16 protein-coding genes are annotated in these 17,203 nt (G+C 63.9%); 14 read left to right on the top strand and 2 right to left on the bottom strand.

Going from position 1 to position 17,203, the window contains the following annotated elements:
* From SH203_RS03425 to SH203_RS03370, 12 genes are all read left to right on the top strand, one after another.
* Entirely contained in the window at positions 1-426 is a 426-nt protein-coding gene (locus SH203_RS03425; RefSeq protein ID WP_200808775.1) for a MaoC family dehydratase, read from the top strand.
* Between the two features lie 7 nt (positions 427-433).
* Positions 434-1,606, top strand: coding sequence for a thiolase domain-containing protein (locus SH203_RS03420; protein WP_087119425.1), 1,173 nt, complete (start codon positions 434-436; stop codon positions 1,604-1,606).
* Positions 1,603-1,977, top strand: a complete 375-nt coding sequence (locus tag SH203_RS03415; RefSeq protein WP_087119424.1) for a Zn-ribbon domain-containing OB-fold protein — start codon at positions 1,603-1,605, stop codon at positions 1,975-1,977. The genes SH203_RS03420 and SH203_RS03415 overlap by 4 nt, the downstream gene beginning before the upstream one ends.
* Positions 1,970-2,755, top strand: coding sequence for an enoyl-CoA hydratase-related protein (locus tag SH203_RS03410; protein WP_087119423.1), 786 nt, complete (start codon positions 1,970-1,972; stop codon positions 2,753-2,755). Before SH203_RS03415 ends, SH203_RS03410 begins: the two co-directional genes overlap by 8 nt.
* Positions 2,752-3,726: a nitronate monooxygenase family protein gene (locus SH203_RS03405; protein ID WP_087119422.1), complete on the top strand. Its 975-nt coding sequence runs from the start codon at positions 2,752-2,754 to the stop codon at positions 3,724-3,726. Before SH203_RS03410 ends, SH203_RS03405 begins: the two co-directional genes overlap by 4 nt.
* A gap of 24 nt (positions 3,727-3,750) precedes the next feature.
* Positions 3,751-4,575, top strand: coding sequence for an SDR family NAD(P)-dependent oxidoreductase (locus tag SH203_RS03400; RefSeq protein ID WP_087119421.1), 825 nt, complete (start codon positions 3,751-3,753; stop codon positions 4,573-4,575).
* A 101-nt stretch (positions 4,576-4,676) separates the two neighbouring features.
* Positions 4,677-5,924 (top strand): CaiB/BaiF CoA-transferase family protein, encoded by a 1,248-nt coding sequence (locus SH203_RS03395; protein ID WP_087119420.1) that lies wholly within the window; start codon positions 4,677-4,679, stop codon positions 5,922-5,924.
* Positions 5,921-6,835 carry a hydroxymethylglutaryl-CoA lyase gene (locus SH203_RS03390; RefSeq protein WP_087119419.1) on the top strand — a complete coding sequence of 305 codons (915 nt, stop codon included), beginning with the start codon at positions 5,921-5,923 and terminating at the stop codon, positions 6,833-6,835. Before SH203_RS03395 ends, SH203_RS03390 begins: the two co-directional genes overlap by 4 nt.
* The gene (gene leuC, locus SH203_RS03385; protein WP_087119418.1) at positions 6,835-8,238 is read left to right on the top strand and encodes a 3-isopropylmalate dehydratase large subunit; all 1,404 of its coding nucleotides are present in this window, start codon (positions 6,835-6,837) and stop codon (positions 8,236-8,238) included. The genes SH203_RS03390 and leuC overlap by 1 nt, the downstream gene beginning before the upstream one ends.
* Complete coding sequence (leuD, locus tag SH203_RS03380; protein ID WP_087119417.1) at positions 8,238-8,879, top strand: 3-isopropylmalate dehydratase small subunit; 642 nt, start codon at positions 8,238-8,240, stop codon at positions 8,877-8,879. The genes leuC and leuD overlap by 1 nt, the downstream gene beginning before the upstream one ends.
* Positions 8,876-9,886 carry an NAD(P)-dependent alcohol dehydrogenase gene (locus tag SH203_RS03375; RefSeq protein WP_087119416.1) on the top strand — a complete coding sequence of 337 codons (1,011 nt, stop codon included), beginning with the start codon at positions 8,876-8,878 and terminating at the stop codon, positions 9,884-9,886. Before leuD ends, SH203_RS03375 begins: the two co-directional genes overlap by 4 nt.
* Before the next feature lie 261 nt (positions 9,887-10,147).
* The gene (locus SH203_RS03370) at positions 10,148-11,482 is read left to right on the top strand and encodes an MFS transporter (protein WP_143275672.1); all 1,335 of its coding nucleotides are present in this window, start codon (positions 10,148-10,150) and stop codon (positions 11,480-11,482) included.
* Between the two features lie 175 nt (positions 11,483-11,657).
* Here SH203_RS03370 and SH203_RS03365 read toward each other — a convergent pair whose 3' ends face one another.
* Positions 11,658-12,764, bottom strand: coding sequence for a phosphotransferase family protein (locus SH203_RS03365; protein WP_087119414.1), 1,107 nt, complete (start codon positions 12,762-12,764; stop codon positions 11,658-11,660).
* A gap of 71 nt (positions 12,765-12,835) precedes the next feature.
* On the bottom strand, positions 12,836-13,816 hold the full coding sequence (locus tag SH203_RS03360) for a hypothetical protein (RefSeq protein ID WP_087119413.1): 981 nt from the start codon (positions 13,814-13,816) through the stop codon (positions 12,836-12,838).
* A gap of 271 nt (positions 13,817-14,087) precedes the next feature.
* Between SH203_RS03360 and SH203_RS03355 the strand changes: the two genes are divergently transcribed.
* Positions 14,088-14,501, top strand: a complete 414-nt coding sequence (locus tag SH203_RS03355; protein WP_143275671.1) for a hypothetical protein — start codon at positions 14,088-14,090, stop codon at positions 14,499-14,501.
* Positions 14,502-14,828: 327 nt separating this feature from the next.
* Positions 14,829-17,162 carry a TonB-dependent receptor gene (locus SH203_RS03350; RefSeq protein WP_159457526.1) on the top strand — a complete coding sequence of 778 codons (2,334 nt, stop codon included), beginning with the start codon at positions 14,829-14,831 and terminating at the stop codon, positions 17,160-17,162.
* Positions 17,163-17,203 lie beyond the last annotated feature (41 nt).

The following is a 17,203-nucleotide window of genomic DNA, read 5'->3' as shown; positions in this document are numbered from 1 at the left end:
TTGGCCGCAGAGATCGGCAAGCCGATCGGGCCGGGCGAGTGGTTTGAAATTACTCAAAAGCAGATCGACGATTATGCCGAGGCCACGGGTGACAACCAGTGGATTCATGTCGACGTCGAACGGGCTGCGCGAGAAGCGCCGGGCGGCAAGACCATTGCACACGGCTATCTTCTGCTGTCCCTGCTCGGGAAGCTGCAGCCGACCATCTACACGGTGGATTCGCCGCGTGTGCTGAACGTCGGGCTGAACAAGCTCCGCTTCCTCGCTCCGGTTCCGGTCAATTCGCGCATCCGCCTGACGCAGACCGTCATAGCCGCCGATCCTCAGGGCGCCGGCCTGCGGATCACGACGGCCACCGAGATTCAATTGGAAGGTTCGGACAAGCCCGCGATGGCGGCCGAGATCGTCTTCCTCTATTTCGATTGAGGCCGGGATGAGCATCAACGGCCGCGCTTACATCGTCGGCGCCTATGAGCATCCGCTGCGCAAGGCGCCGAACAAGACCATCCCGCAACTTCATGCCGAGGTCGCCGCCGGCGCCCTGGCCGACGCCGGCCTGACGCTGGCCGATGTGGACGGCTATTTCACCGGCACCGACGCGCCGGGCCTCGGCTCGGTCTCGATGGCCGAGTATCTGGGCCTGCGTCCACGCTACATCGACACGACCAGCACCGGCGGCTCGGGCTACATCATCGCCGCAGGCCATGCGGCGGCGGCGATCGCCATGGGCAAATGCTCCGTGGCCCTGGTCACGCTCGCTGGACGGCCGCGCACCGGGGTTGAGCTTCAGGGCGAGATGCCCTTTCTGTCTGATCCGATCGTGCCCGAGGTGCCCTATGAGGCGCCGTTTGGTCTGAACATCGTCAACGCCTACGCCCTGGCGGCGCGCCGCCACATGCACGCTTTCGGCACGACCTCAGAACAACTCGCCTGGGTCAAGGTCGCGGCATCACACCACGCCCAGCACAATCCCCACGCCATGCTTCGGGATACAGTCACCATCGAGGATGTGCTCGCATCGCCGATGATCGCAGACCCGCTTCACAAGCTGGACTGCTGCGTCGTCACCGACGGCGGCGGCGCCCTGATCGTCGCCAGTCCCGAGGTCGCACGATCTCTCAATCGGCCCAAGGTGAAGATCAGGGGATCAGGCGAAGCCTACAAAACCCTCGACGGAGGTCGCGTCGATCTGACTTACAGCGCGGCCCGCGATTCCGGAGCCGCCGCCTTCGCCGAGGCCGGGGTGACGCCGGCGGACATTCGCTACGCCTCCATCTACGACAGCTTCACCATCACCGTCCTGATGCAGCTCGAGGATCTGGGCTTCTGCGCCAAGGGCGAGGGAGGGCGATACGTCGCCGACGGCAAACTGATTTCCGGCCAGGGTCCGCTTGCGGTGAACACCGACGGCGGCGGTCTTTGCAACAACCATCCGGCCAACCGGGGCGGGATGACCAAGGTCATCGAGGCGGTGCGGCAACTGCGCGGCGAGGCTCACCCGGCGGTCCAGGTGCCGGATCTGGCTCTGGCCCTGGCCCACGGCACCGGAGGCTTCCTCGGCACGCGACACATCGGCGGCACTTTGATCCTGGAGCGGGAGGCATGACGATGGACGATGTCGATACGTCGGGTCAGGCCGAATGGCGTTCCTCCGAAGGCGCCTTGCAACTCGGCCATTGCCGGACCTGCGATCAGGTTCACTACTATCCCCGCCGGGTCTGCCCCTTCTGTTTCAGCGCGGACGTGGGGCGGAAGGCTTCGTCGGGGCGCGGGACCATCTACAGCTACAGCCTGACGGGAAGGGGGCCGCAGGGCCCCTATGTGATCGCCTACGTCACCCTGGAGGAGGGGGTGTCCATCCTCACCAACATCGTCGAGGCCGAGCCGGACAGGCTCGCGATCGATCAGAGAGTCGAGTTGATTTTCCAGCAGGTCGAAAACGGCTGGGTTCCCTTCTTCAGGCCGCGCCATGACTGAGGTCGATGACGTCCGCTATGATCTGACGGGCGGCGTCGCCCGTATCACCCTGGCCGCCGCATCGCGCCTCAATGCGCTGACGCCGGCGATGGCCGCGCGGCTGATCGTCTTGTGCGATCTGGCGGAGAGGGAGGCCCGCGCCATCCTGTTGTCCGGCGACGGGCGAGCCTTCTGCGCCGGTGTGGACCTGTCCGATCCCAGCGCCACGCCGGGGCCGGAGGTCGATGGCGGTCTAATTCTGGAAGCGCATTACAATCCGATGGTCCAGCGCCTGCGCGACCTGAAGATTCCTCTGGTGGTCCAGGTCCAGGGCGCCGCCGCCGGGCTGGGCATGGCGCTCTCGCTGATGGGAGATGTCATCGTGCTCGGCGAAAGCGCCTACTTCCTCGCGCCCTATGCGCGCATTGGTCTGGCGCCGGACGGCGGCGTGGCCGCCTTGCTGACGCGGTCCATCGGTCGCACCCGCGCCATGCAGGTGCTTCTGCTGGCGGACAAGCTTCCCGCCAGACGCGCCTTGGACTGGGGACTTGTAACCGAGGTGACAGCTGACGCAGACCTGTCGCAGAGGGCGCTGTCGCTGGCGGTCAGACTGGCCGAGGGACCCACCGTCGCTCTCTCAGGCGTGCGGGAGTTGTGTTGGGCTGCCGGGGAAAGCCGGTTCGAGGAGAGTCTCGCTCGGGAACGCCTTATGCAGACGACTATCCCGGCGACAGAGGACTGTCAGGAGGGCAACCGCGCCTTTCTGGAGAAACGCCCGCCCAGGTTCATCGGGCGATGAGTCTGGCCCCCCAGATTCGCGCGGGGCTTCGCCTGCCTCTGGTCTGCGGACCGATGTTCAGCGTTTCGGGGCCCGACCTCGTGCGCGAATGCTGTCTGGCGGGAGTGATCGGCGGACTGCCGCGGCACAACGCCCGATCGCTGGAGGAGTTCGTCCACTGGCTGGCTGATATACGGGACGCTCTGGATCGTCGGCGCGACGAGGAGCCAGAGGCGCCCATAGGCGCCATCGCGGTCAATATGGCCTCCAACCTGCCGCCGCAGGAATTCGAAGAGACCCTGGAGGCCTGCCGGCGTTACGGCGTTGAGATCATCATCAACGCGACCGGCAATCCGACAGAGTTGACCCGCCGCGCTCACGACAAGGGGTTCTTGGTCTATGCCGACGCCGTGAATCTGAAGTTCGCGGAAAAAGCCATGTCGGTCGGGGTGGACGGCATCAACGCCATCGGCGCCGGAGGGGGCGGCCATTCGGGCCGGATCAGTCATCTGGCGCTTGTGGCTGCGATCAGAGCTCGCTTCGACAAGACGGTCCTGATGGGAGGGGCGCTGTCGACCGGCGCCGCGATCCGCGCCGCTGAAATCCTCGGTGCAGACCTGGCCTTCATGGGGACGCGGTTCATCGCCACCCGCGAGGCGGCGGTCTTGGACGCCTACAAGGCCATGCTGGTCGCCGCGACATCGGCCGACCTCGTTTACACCGCGAGACTTGGAGGCGCGCCCGCCCATTGGCTGGTCCCTTCGCTCGTCGCGGCGGGGCTCGACCCCGCAGACGACTTGACGCCCGCGCCACCCGGCGTTCGCCCATGGTGGGATATCTGGAGCGCAGGGCAGGGGGTTGATCAGATCACCGACACGCCCTCTGTGGCCGAACTCGTCGATCGTCTCGCGTGCGAGTATGAGGCTGCGGCCCGCGTCGCCATCTTCACCGACCGACTCGTCGACGCGGCGCTCGACCAGCCCGCCGACTGAACGCCGAAGCCTGAGGAGGCCGAAATGCTGAACTACGGACTGAAGGACAGGGTCGTCGTCGTGACCGGCGGCGCGTCGGGCATCGGCCTCGCTACGGCCCGAACCCTGGCGCATGACGGCGCTGTGATCGGGCTGGTCGATCTGAATGCGACCGCGGTCGAAGCCGCCGTCGCCGAGCTTGAGGCGCTGGGCGCCCGTGTTCTCGGTGTCGCCCTCGACGTTCGGGATGAGGCCGCCCTTAGCACTGCTGCGACCCGTTTCGAGGTCGAGTTGGGGCCTGTCTTCGGCCTGGTGGCCTGCGCCGGGATTGGGGGGGCGAGCCCCAGCCTGGAGACGCCGCGCGAGGACTGGGCGCGGATCATGGATGTCAATGTGCTGGGCGCCTTCTTCAGTTGCCGGGCCTTCGGCCGGGCGATGATCGCGCGGGGCGCGGGCCGGATCGTCGTGATCGGATCGATCGACGGGTTGGGGGCCCAATCCGGTCGGACCGCCTATGTCGCCTCCAAACACGCGGTCAACGGTTTGGTGAAGTCGCTGGCGCTGGAATGGGGCCGGTTCGGTCTGCAGGTCAACTGCATCGCGCCGACGCTTGTCGATACGCCGCTGCTCCGCAACGCCATCCCTGCGGCCTTTGTCGAGGCGGTGGAGGATCGCACGCCCCTGGCCCGTATCGCGACCGCGGACGACATCGCCCGGCCGGTGGTCATGCTGCTGTCCGACGCCTCGAACTATCTGACGGGGGTGATCCTTCCGGTGGACGGCGGGCTGACGACAAGTTTCTTCGCCCGACGAAACGGCGCCGACCTGTCCTCGATCCGCCTGCTTGAGGCTGGTCTGTACGAGGAGTAGCCATCTCACCGTGTTGGAGCCTCACTGTCCCCCGGACCGGGGATAGTCCAGGCGCCGACGGCGGCTAGTGTGTGGACCTTCCTCCTGGGAGCAAGCCGCACATGTCCTCGACGCCCTCATGTCAATCGCCCACATCCCTCGCGCCTGTCCTGAAGGGGCTGCGCGTTCTGGAGCTAGGTCACTTCGTGGCGGCGCCTTTTTGCACCCGGCTCCTGGGCGATCTCGGTGCCGACGTCATCAAGGTGGAGCCGCCGTCCGGCGATCCCGCCCGGCAATGGGGCGAACAGGTCGACGGTCGATCCCTGTGGTGGTCGGTTCACGGCCGTAACAAACGCAGCATCGCGATCGATCTGAAGTCCGAGACCGGGCGAGCATTGGTGCTGGATCTGGTGGCCGAATGCGATGTCGTGGTCGAGAATTTCAGACCTGGTCAACTGGCTAAGTTGGGTTTGGGGCCTGATGCGTTGCGCGCGCGACGCCCCGGACTGATCGTCGCCCACATCTCCGGCTATGGTCAGACCGGCCCCTATCGCGACCGTGCTGCGTTCGGCGTGATCGGCGAAGCGATCGGCGGGCTGCGACATCTGACCAACCACGCGCCCGGAACCTACGACCTGCCGCCAGTTCGGGTCGGCGTCAGCATCGGAGATTCCATCGCCGGCCTCTATGCCGCGTTCGGCGTGATGGCCGCCCTGTGGCAACGCGACCGAGCCGGCGGCGATGGTGCGGGCAGAAGCCTTGATGTGGCCCTGACCGAAAGCGTCTTCAGCATGATGGAGGCCATGCTTCCCGAGTACGGCCGCCTCGGCAAGATCAAGCAGCCGACCGGCGGGGGCATCGCCACGGCCGCGCCGACCAACGCCTATCCGACGCAGGACGGGGACTGGATTCTGATCGCGGCCAATTCCGAACCGCTATTCAGCAAGCTGGCCAGCACCATGGGAAGACCGGAACTGACGACCGATCCCCGCTTCATCGGCAATGCGGCGCGTGTGGCCCATGTCGCTGTGCTGGATGAAATGATCTCCGACTGGACGCGGAGCCTCGACACAGAAACCCTGTCCGCACGGCTGGAGGCCGCCGATATTCCGTCGTCCAAGGTCTATACGGCCGCCGACATTGCGTCCGACCCCCAGTATCTCGCCCGAGGCATGGTCCGAGCGGTGGAGGACCCCGGGTTAGGGGAGATTCTTCACGCCGGCGTTGTGCCTCATGTGCCCGAAAGTCCCGGCGTAATACGCTGGACCGGGCCGGACATCGGTCAGCACGGCGACGAAATTCTGCATGATCTTCTCGGCTGCGACGCCGACCGGATCTCCGCCCTGCGCGCGCAAGGAGCCCTGGCATGAGGTTTCGCCATCTGACCATCGTGGAGGTCGGTCCCCGTGATGGTTTTCAGTCCATTGCGGCGGTCATACCGACGACGACCAAACTGGACTTGATCGACCAGCTCTATGCGGCGGGCATTCGGCGCATGGAGGCGACGGCGTTCGTCAGCGCAGCGGCGGTGCCGCAACTCGCCGACGCCGGCGAGGTCATGCGGCACGCTCAGTCCATGCAGGGTCTGGACGTCCAGGTCCTGGTGCCCAATCTGCGCAACGCCCAAAAGGCGCTGGACGCAGGCGCCGCGCACCTCGCCTTCGTGCTTTCGGTGTCCGAAAAGCACAATCAGAACAATGTCCGGCGCACGCCGCTGGAGTCGGTCGAAGATTATCGCGCCATTGCCGACTTGTTGCCTGACGGCGCGCGAATGCGCCTCAATGTGGCGACCGCTTTCGACTGTCCCTGGGACGGCAAGATGCCCCCGGAACAAACCTTGGCCTTGCTGGAGCCGCTGGTGGACATTCTTCCGGACGCCGAAATCTGCCTGTGCGACACGACGGGCAAGGTGACTCCTGATCGGGTTTCTGCGCTGTTCGCTGCGGCGAAGGCGCGCTTCCCGCAAGCCAGGCGATGGGCCTATCATGGCCATGACACCTACGGTCTGGGCGTCGCCAATGTCGTCGCGGCATGGAACGCGGGCATCAATGTCATCGACGCCTCATTCGCGGGCCTGGGCGGATGTCCGTTCGCACCCGGCGCGACCGGCAATGTCGCGACCGAAGACGTCGTATGGACCTTCGAACAGATGGGAATCTCCACCGGTCTGGATCTGGGCCGGCTGGTGGGGGCTGCTGTTGCGGGAACCAAACTGCCCGGCGCTCTCATCGGCGGGCGTGTGCGCGATGTTCTGGCTCCGGCGCTGGGATTGTCGTCCTGATGTCCGCGCCGAGGACGATGTTCCAAAAGATCTGGGACGCTCATGTCGTAGGGCCTGCCGCCGGAGGGGGCGTGCTTCTTTACATCGACCGCCACCTGGTCAACGAAGTCACCAGCCCTCAGGCATTCGAGGGCTTGCGTTTGGCGGGGCGATCCGTGCGCCGACCCGGCGGCACGATCGCCGTCGCCGACCACAACGTCCCCACCGAGAACCGCGACCGCCCGATCGAGGACCCGGCGAGCCGAAACCAGGTCGAGACGCTAGAGCGCAACGTGGCCGAGTTCGGGGTTCCTTATGTGCCGTTGCGTAGTCGTCTGCAGGGGATTGTCCACGTCATCGGCCCTGAGATGGGCATGACTTTGCCGGGGATGACGGTCGTGTGCGGCGACAGCCACACCTCGACCCATGGGGCGTTTGGAGCGCTGGCGTTCGGGATCGGGACGTCCGAGGTCGAGCATGTGCTGGCGACCCAGACCCTGATCCAGAAGCCTGCGAAGAACATGCTCGTCAGGGTCGAGGGAAAGCTCGGCGCCGGCGTCGCAGGCAAGGATCTCGTCCTGGCGATCATCGGACAACTGGGGACTGCCGGGGCGACGGGTTACGTCATCGAATACGCCGGCGAAGCTATTACGGCTCTGGACATGGCGGGGCGAATGACGGTCTGCAACATGTCGATCGAAGCCGGCGCGCGCGCGGGCCTGATCGCCCCCGACGACAAGACCTTCGATTGGATCGAAGGCCGGCCGCTGGCGCCAAAAGGCGAAGACTTCGCCGCCGCAAAGGTCATGTGGCGAGAGCTGGCGTCGGATGCCGGGGCGAGTTTCGACCGGATCGTGGAAATCGACGCCGCCACGATTGAACCGATGGTCACATGGGGAACGAGCCCCGAGGCCGTCGTATCCATTCATGGCTCGGCGCCGACACTGGACCAGGTTCCGGAGGGGCGCAGAGCCGAAACCAACCACATGCTCGACTACATGGGGCTGACGCCGGGCCAGGCTTTGCTGGGTCTGCCGATCGATGTCGTTTTCATCGGCAGTTGCACCAACAGTCGGATCGAGGACCTCCGCGCCGCTGCCAGGATCGTGGAAGGACGGAAGGTGGCGCCCGGGGTTCGGGCGCTCGTTGTTCCGGGTTCGGGAGCCATCAAGGTGCAAGCCGAGCAAGAGGGCTTGGCGACCCTCTTCGTCGATGCCGGTTTCGAGTGGCGCGAGGCGGGCTGCTCCATGTGCCTGGGCATGAATCCTGACCAGCTAAAGCCCGGACAGAGGTGCGCGTCGACCTCCAACCGCAACTTTGAAGGTCGGCAAGGACCAAGTGGAAGAACCCACCTCATGTCGCCGGCCATGGCCGCCGCCGCTGCGGTAAACGGCAGGATCGTGGATTCGCGGGGGTTGGCCTGATGCAGTCCTTCTCTTGCCTGACAGGCGTGGCGGCCGCCTTGCCGCTCGTGAACATCGACACCGACAAGATTCTGGCGGGCCAGTTCCTGAAAACCACAAGCCGAGCGGGATTGGGCGTACATCTGTTTCACGCGATGCGATACGCGGCGGATGGTTCGGATCGCTCAGACTTCGTTCTCAACCGCGATCCGTGGCGGGGCGCATCGATCCTTATCGCCGGGCCCAACTTCGGCTGCGGCTCCAGTCGCGAGCACGCGCCCTGGGCTTTGTTGGACTTCGGCATCCGCTGCATCATCGCGCCGAGCTTCGCCGACATCTTCTACAACAACTGCTTCAAGAACGGCATTCTTCCGGTGCTTCTCGGCGCTGAGGCCATGCAAATCCTGATTGCGGCGGCCGAGACGGCCGGCAGCGCCGCCATGACGGTCGATCTGCCAGCCCAGACCGTCACCCTCGCCAGTGGGGCCGTCTTCCATTTCGATGTCGATCCGGACCGCAAACGAGGTTTGCTCGAAGGACGTGACGAGATCGGCCAGTCGCTCATGGCCATAGACGCAATCCGCGTCTGGGAGGCGGCCACGGGTGATCGGTGGGGACGGGACATCGTGGCGAGCGACCTCGTCGATCAGGACTTGCGGTGAGACACCGGGCCTATCGCCTCGATCTCTCCCAAGGACTCAGCGGTCTGAGGCGCCAAGAGGAAGTGTCGGTTTCTCCCGGACCCGGCCAGATTTCGATCGCCATCCGGGCGGTGTCCCTGAACTTCAGGGACCTCCTGATCGCTGAAGGTCGCTACGGGCGAGATGTAAAAGGCGACTACATTCCTCTGTCCGATGGCGCCGGCGAGGTGGTCGCTGTCGGGGAGGGGGTCGATCGGTTCCGGCCGGGCGATCGCGTAACCCCTGGCTTTTCCAGCTGCTGGGCGGCGGGACCGCCAAGTGCAACTGACCTTGCTCTGACCCACGGTTCGCCGGCGGTCGACGGCGTGTTGACGGAGTGCTTCGTCTGCGACGCGGCCATTGCGGCTCGCATACCCGACCATTTGAGCTACGAGGAGGCCGCATGCCTGCCTTGTGCCGGCGTCACGGCCTGGAATGCGCTCTACGGGCCACGCCCGATCAAGGTCGGGGATACCGTGCTCACTCTTGGCACGGGCGGCGTGTCCTGCTTTGCGATACAGTTCGCCAAGGCCGCCGGCGCGCGGGTCATCTCGACATCCTCTAGCGCCGCCAAGCTGCAGGCGGCTCGCCGACTTGGGGCGTGGGATGTCATAAACTACCGCGAGGAGCCCGATTGGGAGAAGGCCGTGCTTGAACTGACGGGCGGTCGCGGCGTCGATCATGTCGTCGAGGTGGGCGGCGGCGGGACGCTGGAGAAATCCATCGCAGCGACCGCGATTTCGGGTCAGGTCCATATGATTGGAGTGTTGACGGACGGAGCCATCAACCCGCGCAGCCTGATCGGCTGGCGAGCCTTGAGAGGCGTCACAGTGGGGTCTCGTTCGGACCTCGACGCGATGAACCGCATGATCGCACTCCATACGCTGAGGCCCCAGATCGATCGGGTTTTCGATTTTAACGAGGCGCCTGCCGCCTTCCATCATCTCAAGGCCGCCGGACATGTCGGCAAGATCGTGATCAAGGTCTGAGTTCAACAGATCAATGAGAAGGTCGACATCGGCTGATCAGGACATTGGATCGCCCGCGATCTCCAGCCTGCTCGTCTCACGATATCCGATGTCCGGGATGACGTTGGAAACCGCTCGGTACGGTCTGTCCCAAGCCGCCGGGACTGATTTCCTGTTTGAGACAGACGTAGTGTCCCTTTTTGCCGTCTCGGATTCTCGGGGGCGAAGAGTCTGGAACTCGGCCCAGCGAGGCTGAGGATTTTGAGGGTGAGGGCAGGGACGATGGGTCAGAGCAAAAGCGGTTCGGCCGTGGCGGACGCCGGACCGGCCGAGTTTCCGGATGCACGACGCGCCTGGTATGTCGTCATCCTCCTCACGCTTCTTTACGCCCTGTCATTCACTGATCGACTGCTGCTCGCCCTGCTGGCCCAGCCTGTCGCGAGCGCCCTGACCCTGACGGATGGGCAACTGGCCCTGCTTCTCGGGGCGGGCTTCGCCATCGTTTACGCCCTCAGTGGTTTGCCGATCGCGGACCGGATCGACCGGAACGATCGCGTGAAAATCGTCGTCGCGGGGGTAGCGCTCTGGAGCGTCATGACCATGGCGTCGGCGTTCGCCTCGAACTTCTGGACCCTCTTCGCTCTGCGTTCCGGCGTCGCTCTTGGCGAGGCGGTGTTGACGCCTGCCGCAGTGTCCCTGATCGGCGATCTGTTCCCGCAGAAACGCCGCGCAGTACCGACCGCCGTCTATGGGTCCATGGGCAGCATGATGAGCACAGGGGCGTTCGTCATCGGCGGGGCCGTCCTGGCCTTCTCAGGCACGATCGATCACAAGGTGGGCCTCGCCGCCTGGCAACTGACGTTCATCTTTCTCGGTTGCCCTGGATTGCTCATCGCCTTCTTGATGCTGTTCACCGTGAAGGATCCGAGGCATGCGCCTCAGGCGAACACGACCAAGCTGGCCGGCATGACATTCGTCGAGATGCTCGGCTATCTGCGTGGGCGCTCGGGCTTCTATCTGGCATTCTATCTCGGTCTGGCGCTCATCACGACAGTCTCGATGGGCACCATCAGTTGGATGCCGACAGCCATCGTCCGGAACTTCGGTGGCAGCGTTCAACAGGCAGGCTATCAGGTCGGCGCTATGGGCCTGACCGCCGGCATCTTGTCCACGATCTTCTGGCCCTGGCTGGCGCAATGGCTCGCCGGGAAAGGACGCAAGGACGGAACTCTGATCGGGCTGTTGGCGAGCGGCGCCATCGCGGTGGCCGCGCTTGTGCTCGGGATCGGCCAGTCGAGCCTGAACCTGGTCCTGGGCGCGTTTTTCGTCGCCATGTTCGGCCTGGCGTCCGTGGGCGTATTGGCGCCCCTCGCCCTGCAGATGTTCGGCCCTCGAATGATCCGCGCCCGTCTGACATCGCTGTATATCCTGGCGACGTCCCTGTTTGGTTATGCCTTGGGGCCGTTGGTGGTCGTGGGTCTGGCGAAGTTCTGGACCGGGCCGAACGCATTGATCCATGGCATGATCGTCAATGCCGCCCTCGCGGGCGGATTGTCTTGCCTGGCTTTTCTGCTTTGCTTGAAGGCTAGCCGACGAATGGATCATCAACCCGATTGAGTCTGGCGAGCGGCGGTGGACTTTCGGCGTCGGCTCACATGAGCAGGCGCCGTCCAATCGTTCGGAACATCGCCTGCGTTGATCTGCAACACGGCGTTCAGATAGTCGCGCACATCGCCGCACTCAGCCGTGACCGCTTCGAGCACGGCGTCCAGGAGGTCGGGATCGCCGCTCGCTAGAGACGGTCCATCATGTCGGCGAGTTCGCGCAGGTGATTGCCTGTCCCGGTCGCAAGCCAAGCGAGCAGCAGGTCCTGATGGTTGTGACCCTCGTGCGCCGCGCGGACGGCCGACGCCCGCACGACAACCGCCGCCTTCCAGGCGCTGAAGACGTCGTAATAAGCGATGACCGCGTTGCGGATGCGCCTGCCCGAGAGCTTCTCGTACTCCTCCAGGAAGACAGGCTTCGGCATCAGGCCTGAGACGAGAAGCTGGCCGTCGGGACCGACGCTGCCGAACCGGGGCCGCAGGATGTAGGAAAGGTCCTCGTGGAAGTCGCCGATGTGCGAGAGCTCCCAGTCGAGTACCGCCGTGATCAGGCCATCCGGCTCGGTGAAGAGGAAGTTTCCCATCCGGTAGTCGCCATGCACGAGGCAGGGTGACTCGCATACGGGCGCGTTTTCCCGCAGCCAGCGCTCCGTCAAGGAAAGGATCGGTGCGGCCTCAAGGCGATCGTCATGCCAAGAGCGGGCGAAGGCATTGACCTGCCAAAGCGCGGCGTCGGTGCTGTTCGCGCGAGGCACGTCAAAAAGCTCCAGAGAGCGTGTCGTAAAATCGAGATTGTGAAGAGCGGCGATGTGCCGCGTGAATTGGGGCGCCAACCGTTCGCCAATGGCGCCGTAGCTGCCTCCGATGCCCGAGACGGCCCGTCCGGCCATCTGGCTTGGCATCGAGACGCCTGGGACGAGCGCCATGATCATGCCGGGCTGTCCAAGGTGGATTCCGTCGCGATCCACGAGGCGGATAGAGGGAACAGGCAGATCGTCGACTACAGCCTGGATCATCTCCGCCTCGCGACCCCGGCAGGTGTCGACCGCGCTGGCGTAGGGGTCCATGCGAAGGACCAGGCGCTCCGATTGATCCGAAGCGGCGTGATCCAGTCGGAAAGCAAACTGTTCCTTGGACGCTCCGCCCGTCATGCGCCGCAAGTCTGAGATCGTGATGTCCCGGAAACCATGCGCGGTGAAGAGTCGTTCGAGAGCGGCTCGGACTTCCGCATCCGTTTTCACGGCGTAGCGCGGACCGGACCTGAGCGCGATCTTCCGGTCGAACACCTCGCCCACGCGCCGTTCGGTGACATAGGGGCTTGCGCCACCCGCCCGTTCGCTTGTTGGGGCGGATTGGCTCCGCGCGTTCACTCCGAGCCCTTTTCGTCGAGATGAAGTCCAGACTGCTTGTGCAGAAGATAGACCTCCTGGCTATGTCCCCAGCCGATCTGGTCGCCCTTATGCCAGCGCGTCAGCGTGACGGGGACCGTCACATACCCATAGGGCTGGAGGGTGTGAGACGCGGTCGCCGTTCCGTACATCCTATGCTCGACGTCGTCGCAGTCGATGATTGTCATCTCATAGGACACGGCGACACGCCCCAGATGGCGGGCGATCATGCGTCCGCCCTTCGCCCCTCGCACCTTGCCATCGATCAGGGCGTAGCCGTGAACGAGCTCATATTGCTGGTCGATCGGCCTGTCCGGGAAAAACTTCCAGATGGCGTGGAAGGCATGGGTCTCGCTGAAGTTGGCGTTGATCCAGGCCATGGGATGCCCACCGCGTTCGGAACGCACGCCAAAACTGTGGTCCATGGTCGCGATGCAGTCCACGTCGTAGGACCGACCGCGCACCTTGATGGTCCCGGTAACGCGCGTGGTCATATCGAAATGCGCGGAGAAGCTCGCGCCTACGCCGGAGGCCACGGCCGAGTCTTCATGCGGCAATGCCAGAGGATCCATCTCGGGATCATGAATGTCGTAAGGCGGCATTAGCCCCACGACGTCGAGATGCAGCTCGGTGTCGTAGGACCCCACGTGATCGATCCTGTAGCTGCGGATTCCCTTGGCCTCATAAGACGTGCCGTTGGGCAGCGAGAACTTCTCGAAGCGTTCGGGCATGGGGAGGTTCTGTTGCGTGTCGATGTAGGACGCACGAAGCAGATCGTCCGACATCTCGCTCCAGATTTCGATTTCGTTGATCATCGTCCCGACGCCGGGGCGGGCGACGATGTAGAAGAGGCCGATGATGTTGGCTTTCGGGACATAGAAGTAGAAGAAGCTCGTTTCCGCCCAGTTGTAAGGAACCGTTTCAGGAAGGTGATAGCGAACGTCTTCATCGGTAAACATCGGGATTCCTAGGCTTCGGGATGTGAGTTCTCGAACGCGCCGAACACAACGGCTTGATAGCCGACAGCTCCTTTGCGGGCTGTCCCTGTCGCATAGGACTGCGTCGAAGTGGCTGTCCGGGCTAACCACTGCGCTGTCGGCTATGCTGGACCGACCTGGCGGAACAGCGAGGGAGCGAGCGTCGGTGGTTCCATCAATCGATACAAGGCTTCGCAGTGTCGCCAAGGCGCTCGAACAGGTCATCGTTCCCGCACTGCCAGCTGACCAAAGGTTGGCGATCGAGCAGGCCGAGATCGCGATTGGGCATCTCAAGGTTCTAGAAACGCAGTGGCGGTACATCCCTCAGGTCGCCGCCCTTGAGCTCCGATACCTGGTCGACCTTGCGGACGCCCTTTTGGCGGCGACTGATGACCCGGCTGAAGAGGTCGTCAGAGGTCGCGACTCCGCCCGCCTGGTTGATCACGCCGACTTTGGGGCGATGAGGTCTGTGACCCAGAGCCTGGGACTGGCGATCGAGCGCCTTATCGAAGAGGCCGGGGGTTTGCTTTCGAACGAGGGCGCTCGGACGGCCATTCTGGAACATGCCCGTCATCAGGCTCGTCTCGAGCGGTCCTGGTTCGCCGCTTCTGGACTATCCAATACAACGGATGCGCCCGCTCTTGAGGCGCTCCTGGCGGGCAAGTAGTGGCGGGCAAGGAAGCGATAGGGCAAAGGCCTAAAGCACCCCGGAGATTTCACAGTCGTGGTGTCCCTATTTGCCGGGACTGACAACATTCTTCGGCTTCCGTAGCGTCAATCGATAAGCGTGTCGAAATGACTGCGCAATAATACGGGAGGCGATACGGTGCTGCAGGGAATGAGTTTTAAAAATTGGCTATTGGCCGGAGCGGTGGTGATCGCTTCTACAGCGTGCGCCGACGCATCAAAGGCTCAATCCTCAAGCGCGACGCCGTCTATTCCCTCCAATGCTCAAGCCGATGCTCAGGTTACGACTGAGCCTGAAGTCAACTCCGTGGACGAGATCGTCGTGGTCGCTCGCCGCCGCGCCGAGAACCTCATGGACGTCCCCGTCGCTGTGACTGCGATTGGGGGCGCCGCGCTGGCCCGCGCCAGCGCAACGGACCTGCCCAAACTGGCGGAAGTCGTTCCCTCCGTGATCATCGCCAATTCCAGGTCCTCGGGTGGCGGATCAATCGCCATCCGCGGTGTCAGTTCGCCTTCCGGCGTCGTGGGGTTCGAACAAAGCGTGTCGGTCGCTCTTGACGGCGTTCAGACCAGCAACGGCAAGATCGCTCAGATCGGCATCTTCGATGTGCAGCAGATCGAGTTCATGAAGGGGCCGCAGGCTCTCTTCTTCGGCAAGAACAGCCCGGCGGGCGTGATCGCGGTGACGACGCGGGGACCGACGGACACCTTGGAGGCATCGGGGAGCCTTGGCTACGAATTCGGCGGACGGGAGTGGATTGGCGAAGCGGCGGTCTCCGGCCCCCTGGGCAAGGACTTCGGCTTCCGCTTGGCGGCTCGCTACCGTGACCTCGCAGGATGGCTTTTCAACGATTCTCGCGAAGCGCCGAACCCGTTCTATAATCCAGCGACCATGCCCGCCGGGTTCGCGACCTTGCCGGGCGCGCACAACGCGCGCTCGGGCAATACCGAACTCCTAGGCCGCCTGACCTTGGCCTACACGCCGGATGGCCCGTTCCAGGCGACTCTAAAACTGTTCGCAGATCGCTATCGGGACGACGGCGCTGGCGCGAGTGGACAGAACATCGGACCGTGCACCGGCAGCGCGCCGAGAATGTATGGCGTGGCGGATCCGTTCGGCGAATGCCGCATCGACAATCACATGACCAATGGCGATCTGCCGGCGGCTGTCGGTGCTGCGCTGCCGAACAGCCGTGGGGACGGGAGAAACTACGGGGCGACGGACTTCCAATCGGTGTCCCTCAATATGTCCTACGATCAGGGTCCGCTGACTTGGACGTCGTTGACCGGCTTCAACCATAATCAGTTCAATTCGGATTACGGCCTCGATAACACCTCGTTCTCGCAGCTTTTCGCCACCGAGGATGATGAGATCAAGGAGTTCAGCCAGGAAATCCGGGTCGTCAGCGACTTCGGCGGCAAGCTGAACTTTGCGGCAGGCCTCTATTATCAAGACACTTCGAGACGCGTGCACCAGGACATCAGCCTCGGGTACGCCTACTTCAATCCGGCGAACAACCGCGTGACGACGACCGATACCAGCGTCCAGCAGGATGGCAGGGCGGTGTCGGCCTTCGGCCAACTGCTTTACAAGATCGTCCCCGATCTGGAGTTCGCGGTCGGCGGTCGATACACCAATGAGCGCAAGACGCACCATCAGCGGGTCAACTACGGCTTCGGCGCCTTCAACGTCGTGGGGGTGACCTTCCCGGGCGAAAGCGAGCCCGGCGTCCTGAATGGCTCCTATGAGGAGAACAACTTCTCTCCCGAAGTCACGCTGACCTGGCATCCCGCTCCAAACCAGACCTTGTATGCGGCCTATAAGACAGGCTTCAAGTCGGGCGGATTCACGTCTGGCCTGGCCACTGCAGCCACGCGGATCGGCGATCTCGATTTCACGTCCGAGGAAGTCAAGGGCGGCGAGATCGGTGCGAAGGGTCGCTTCGGCCCGCTGCGTGTGACCAGCGCGCTATTCTTCTACGACTTCGACAATCTTCAAGTGAACGCCTTCGATCCTGCTCGCGTGGCGTTCGTGGTGGGGAACGCCGGCGCAATGAAGCAGCGCGGCCTCGATATCGAACTGAATTACAACGCCAACCAATACCTGACCCTCCATGCGGCCGGGACCTACGTCCACAACCGTTTCGCGGACTATGTCGGGCCCTGCTACGCCTATGCCTTCCCCACGGGCACGACGCGGGCGACGGCCGTGCCGCCTCCCAACTGCTCTTTCGTGAACGCTACGGCGCTCACTCTGCAACAGGATCAGGATGGGCGTGTGCCGGGTCGCTCGCCGGACTTTTCGGGCAACGCCGGCTTTGATCTCAGCGTGCCGCGAGGGGGTATGATCTATGGCCTTACCGGGGACGTCTTCTACACGAGCAGCTACTGGGCTTCCGACACCAAGGCTCCCAGCACCTTCCAGGATGGCTTCTTCCGGTTCAACGCCAGCGCTACGATGGCGACGGAAGACGGCCGGTGGCAACTTGCCCTCATCGGTCGGAACCTCACCAATGAATACTATCTGCAGTACGGAATGGACCGAACCGGCGGCGCAAGCATCCCTGGGACGATCGGCGAGCAGCGCGGCTATGTGGCCCGCGGCCGCGAAGTGATGCTGCAGGCGAGCTTCCGCTACTGAATTCGACTACGCTTCTGCGGCTAGGCCGCTGCCGGAGCGCT

The organism is Brevundimonas sp. SH203, from assembly GCF_002157625.1.
Lineage (GTDB): Bacteria > Pseudomonadota > Alphaproteobacteria > Caulobacterales > Caulobacteraceae > Brevundimonas.
The sequence above is the reverse complement of the archived record's forward strand: the minus strand, read 5'-3'. Positions and strand labels throughout refer to the sequence as shown.

Excerpts from the sequence above, each read along its gene's own strand:
- SH203_RS03390 (WP_087119419.1), top strand. The coding sequence starts at position 5,921 with ATGAGGTTTCGCCATCTGACCATCGTGGAGGTCGGTCCCCGTGATGGT.
- leuC (WP_087119418.1), top strand. The coding sequence starts at position 6,835 with ATGTCCGCGCCGAGGACGATGTTCCAAAAGATCTGGGACGCTCATGTC.
- SH203_RS03420 (WP_087119425.1), top strand. The coding sequence starts at position 434 with ATGAGCATCAACGGCCGCGCTTACATCGTCGGCGCCTATGAGCATCCG.
- SH203_RS03370 (WP_143275672.1), top strand. The coding sequence starts at position 10,148 with ATGGGTCAGAGCAAAAGCGGTTCGGCCGTGGCGGACGCCGGACCGGCC.
- SH203_RS03400 (WP_087119421.1), top strand. The coding sequence starts at position 3,751 with ATGCTGAACTACGGACTGAAGGACAGGGTCGTCGTCGTGACCGGCGGC.
- SH203_RS03395 (WP_087119420.1), top strand. The coding sequence starts at position 4,677 with ATGTCCTCGACGCCCTCATGTCAATCGCCCACATCCCTCGCGCCTGTC.
- SH203_RS03415 (WP_087119424.1), top strand. The coding sequence starts at position 1,603 with ATGACGATGGACGATGTCGATACGTCGGGTCAGGCCGAATGGCGTTCC.
- leuD (WP_087119417.1), top strand. The coding sequence starts at position 8,238 with ATGCAGTCCTTCTCTTGCCTGACAGGCGTGGCGGCCGCCTTGCCGCTC.
- SH203_RS03405 (WP_087119422.1), top strand. The coding sequence starts at position 2,752 with ATGAGTCTGGCCCCCCAGATTCGCGCGGGGCTTCGCCTGCCTCTGGTC.
- SH203_RS03410 (WP_087119423.1), top strand. The coding sequence starts at position 1,970 with ATGACTGAGGTCGATGACGTCCGCTATGATCTGACGGGCGGCGTCGCC.
- SH203_RS03360 (WP_087119413.1), bottom strand. The coding sequence starts at position 13,816 with ATGTTTACCGATGAAGACGTTCGCTATCACCTTCCTGAAACGGTTCCT.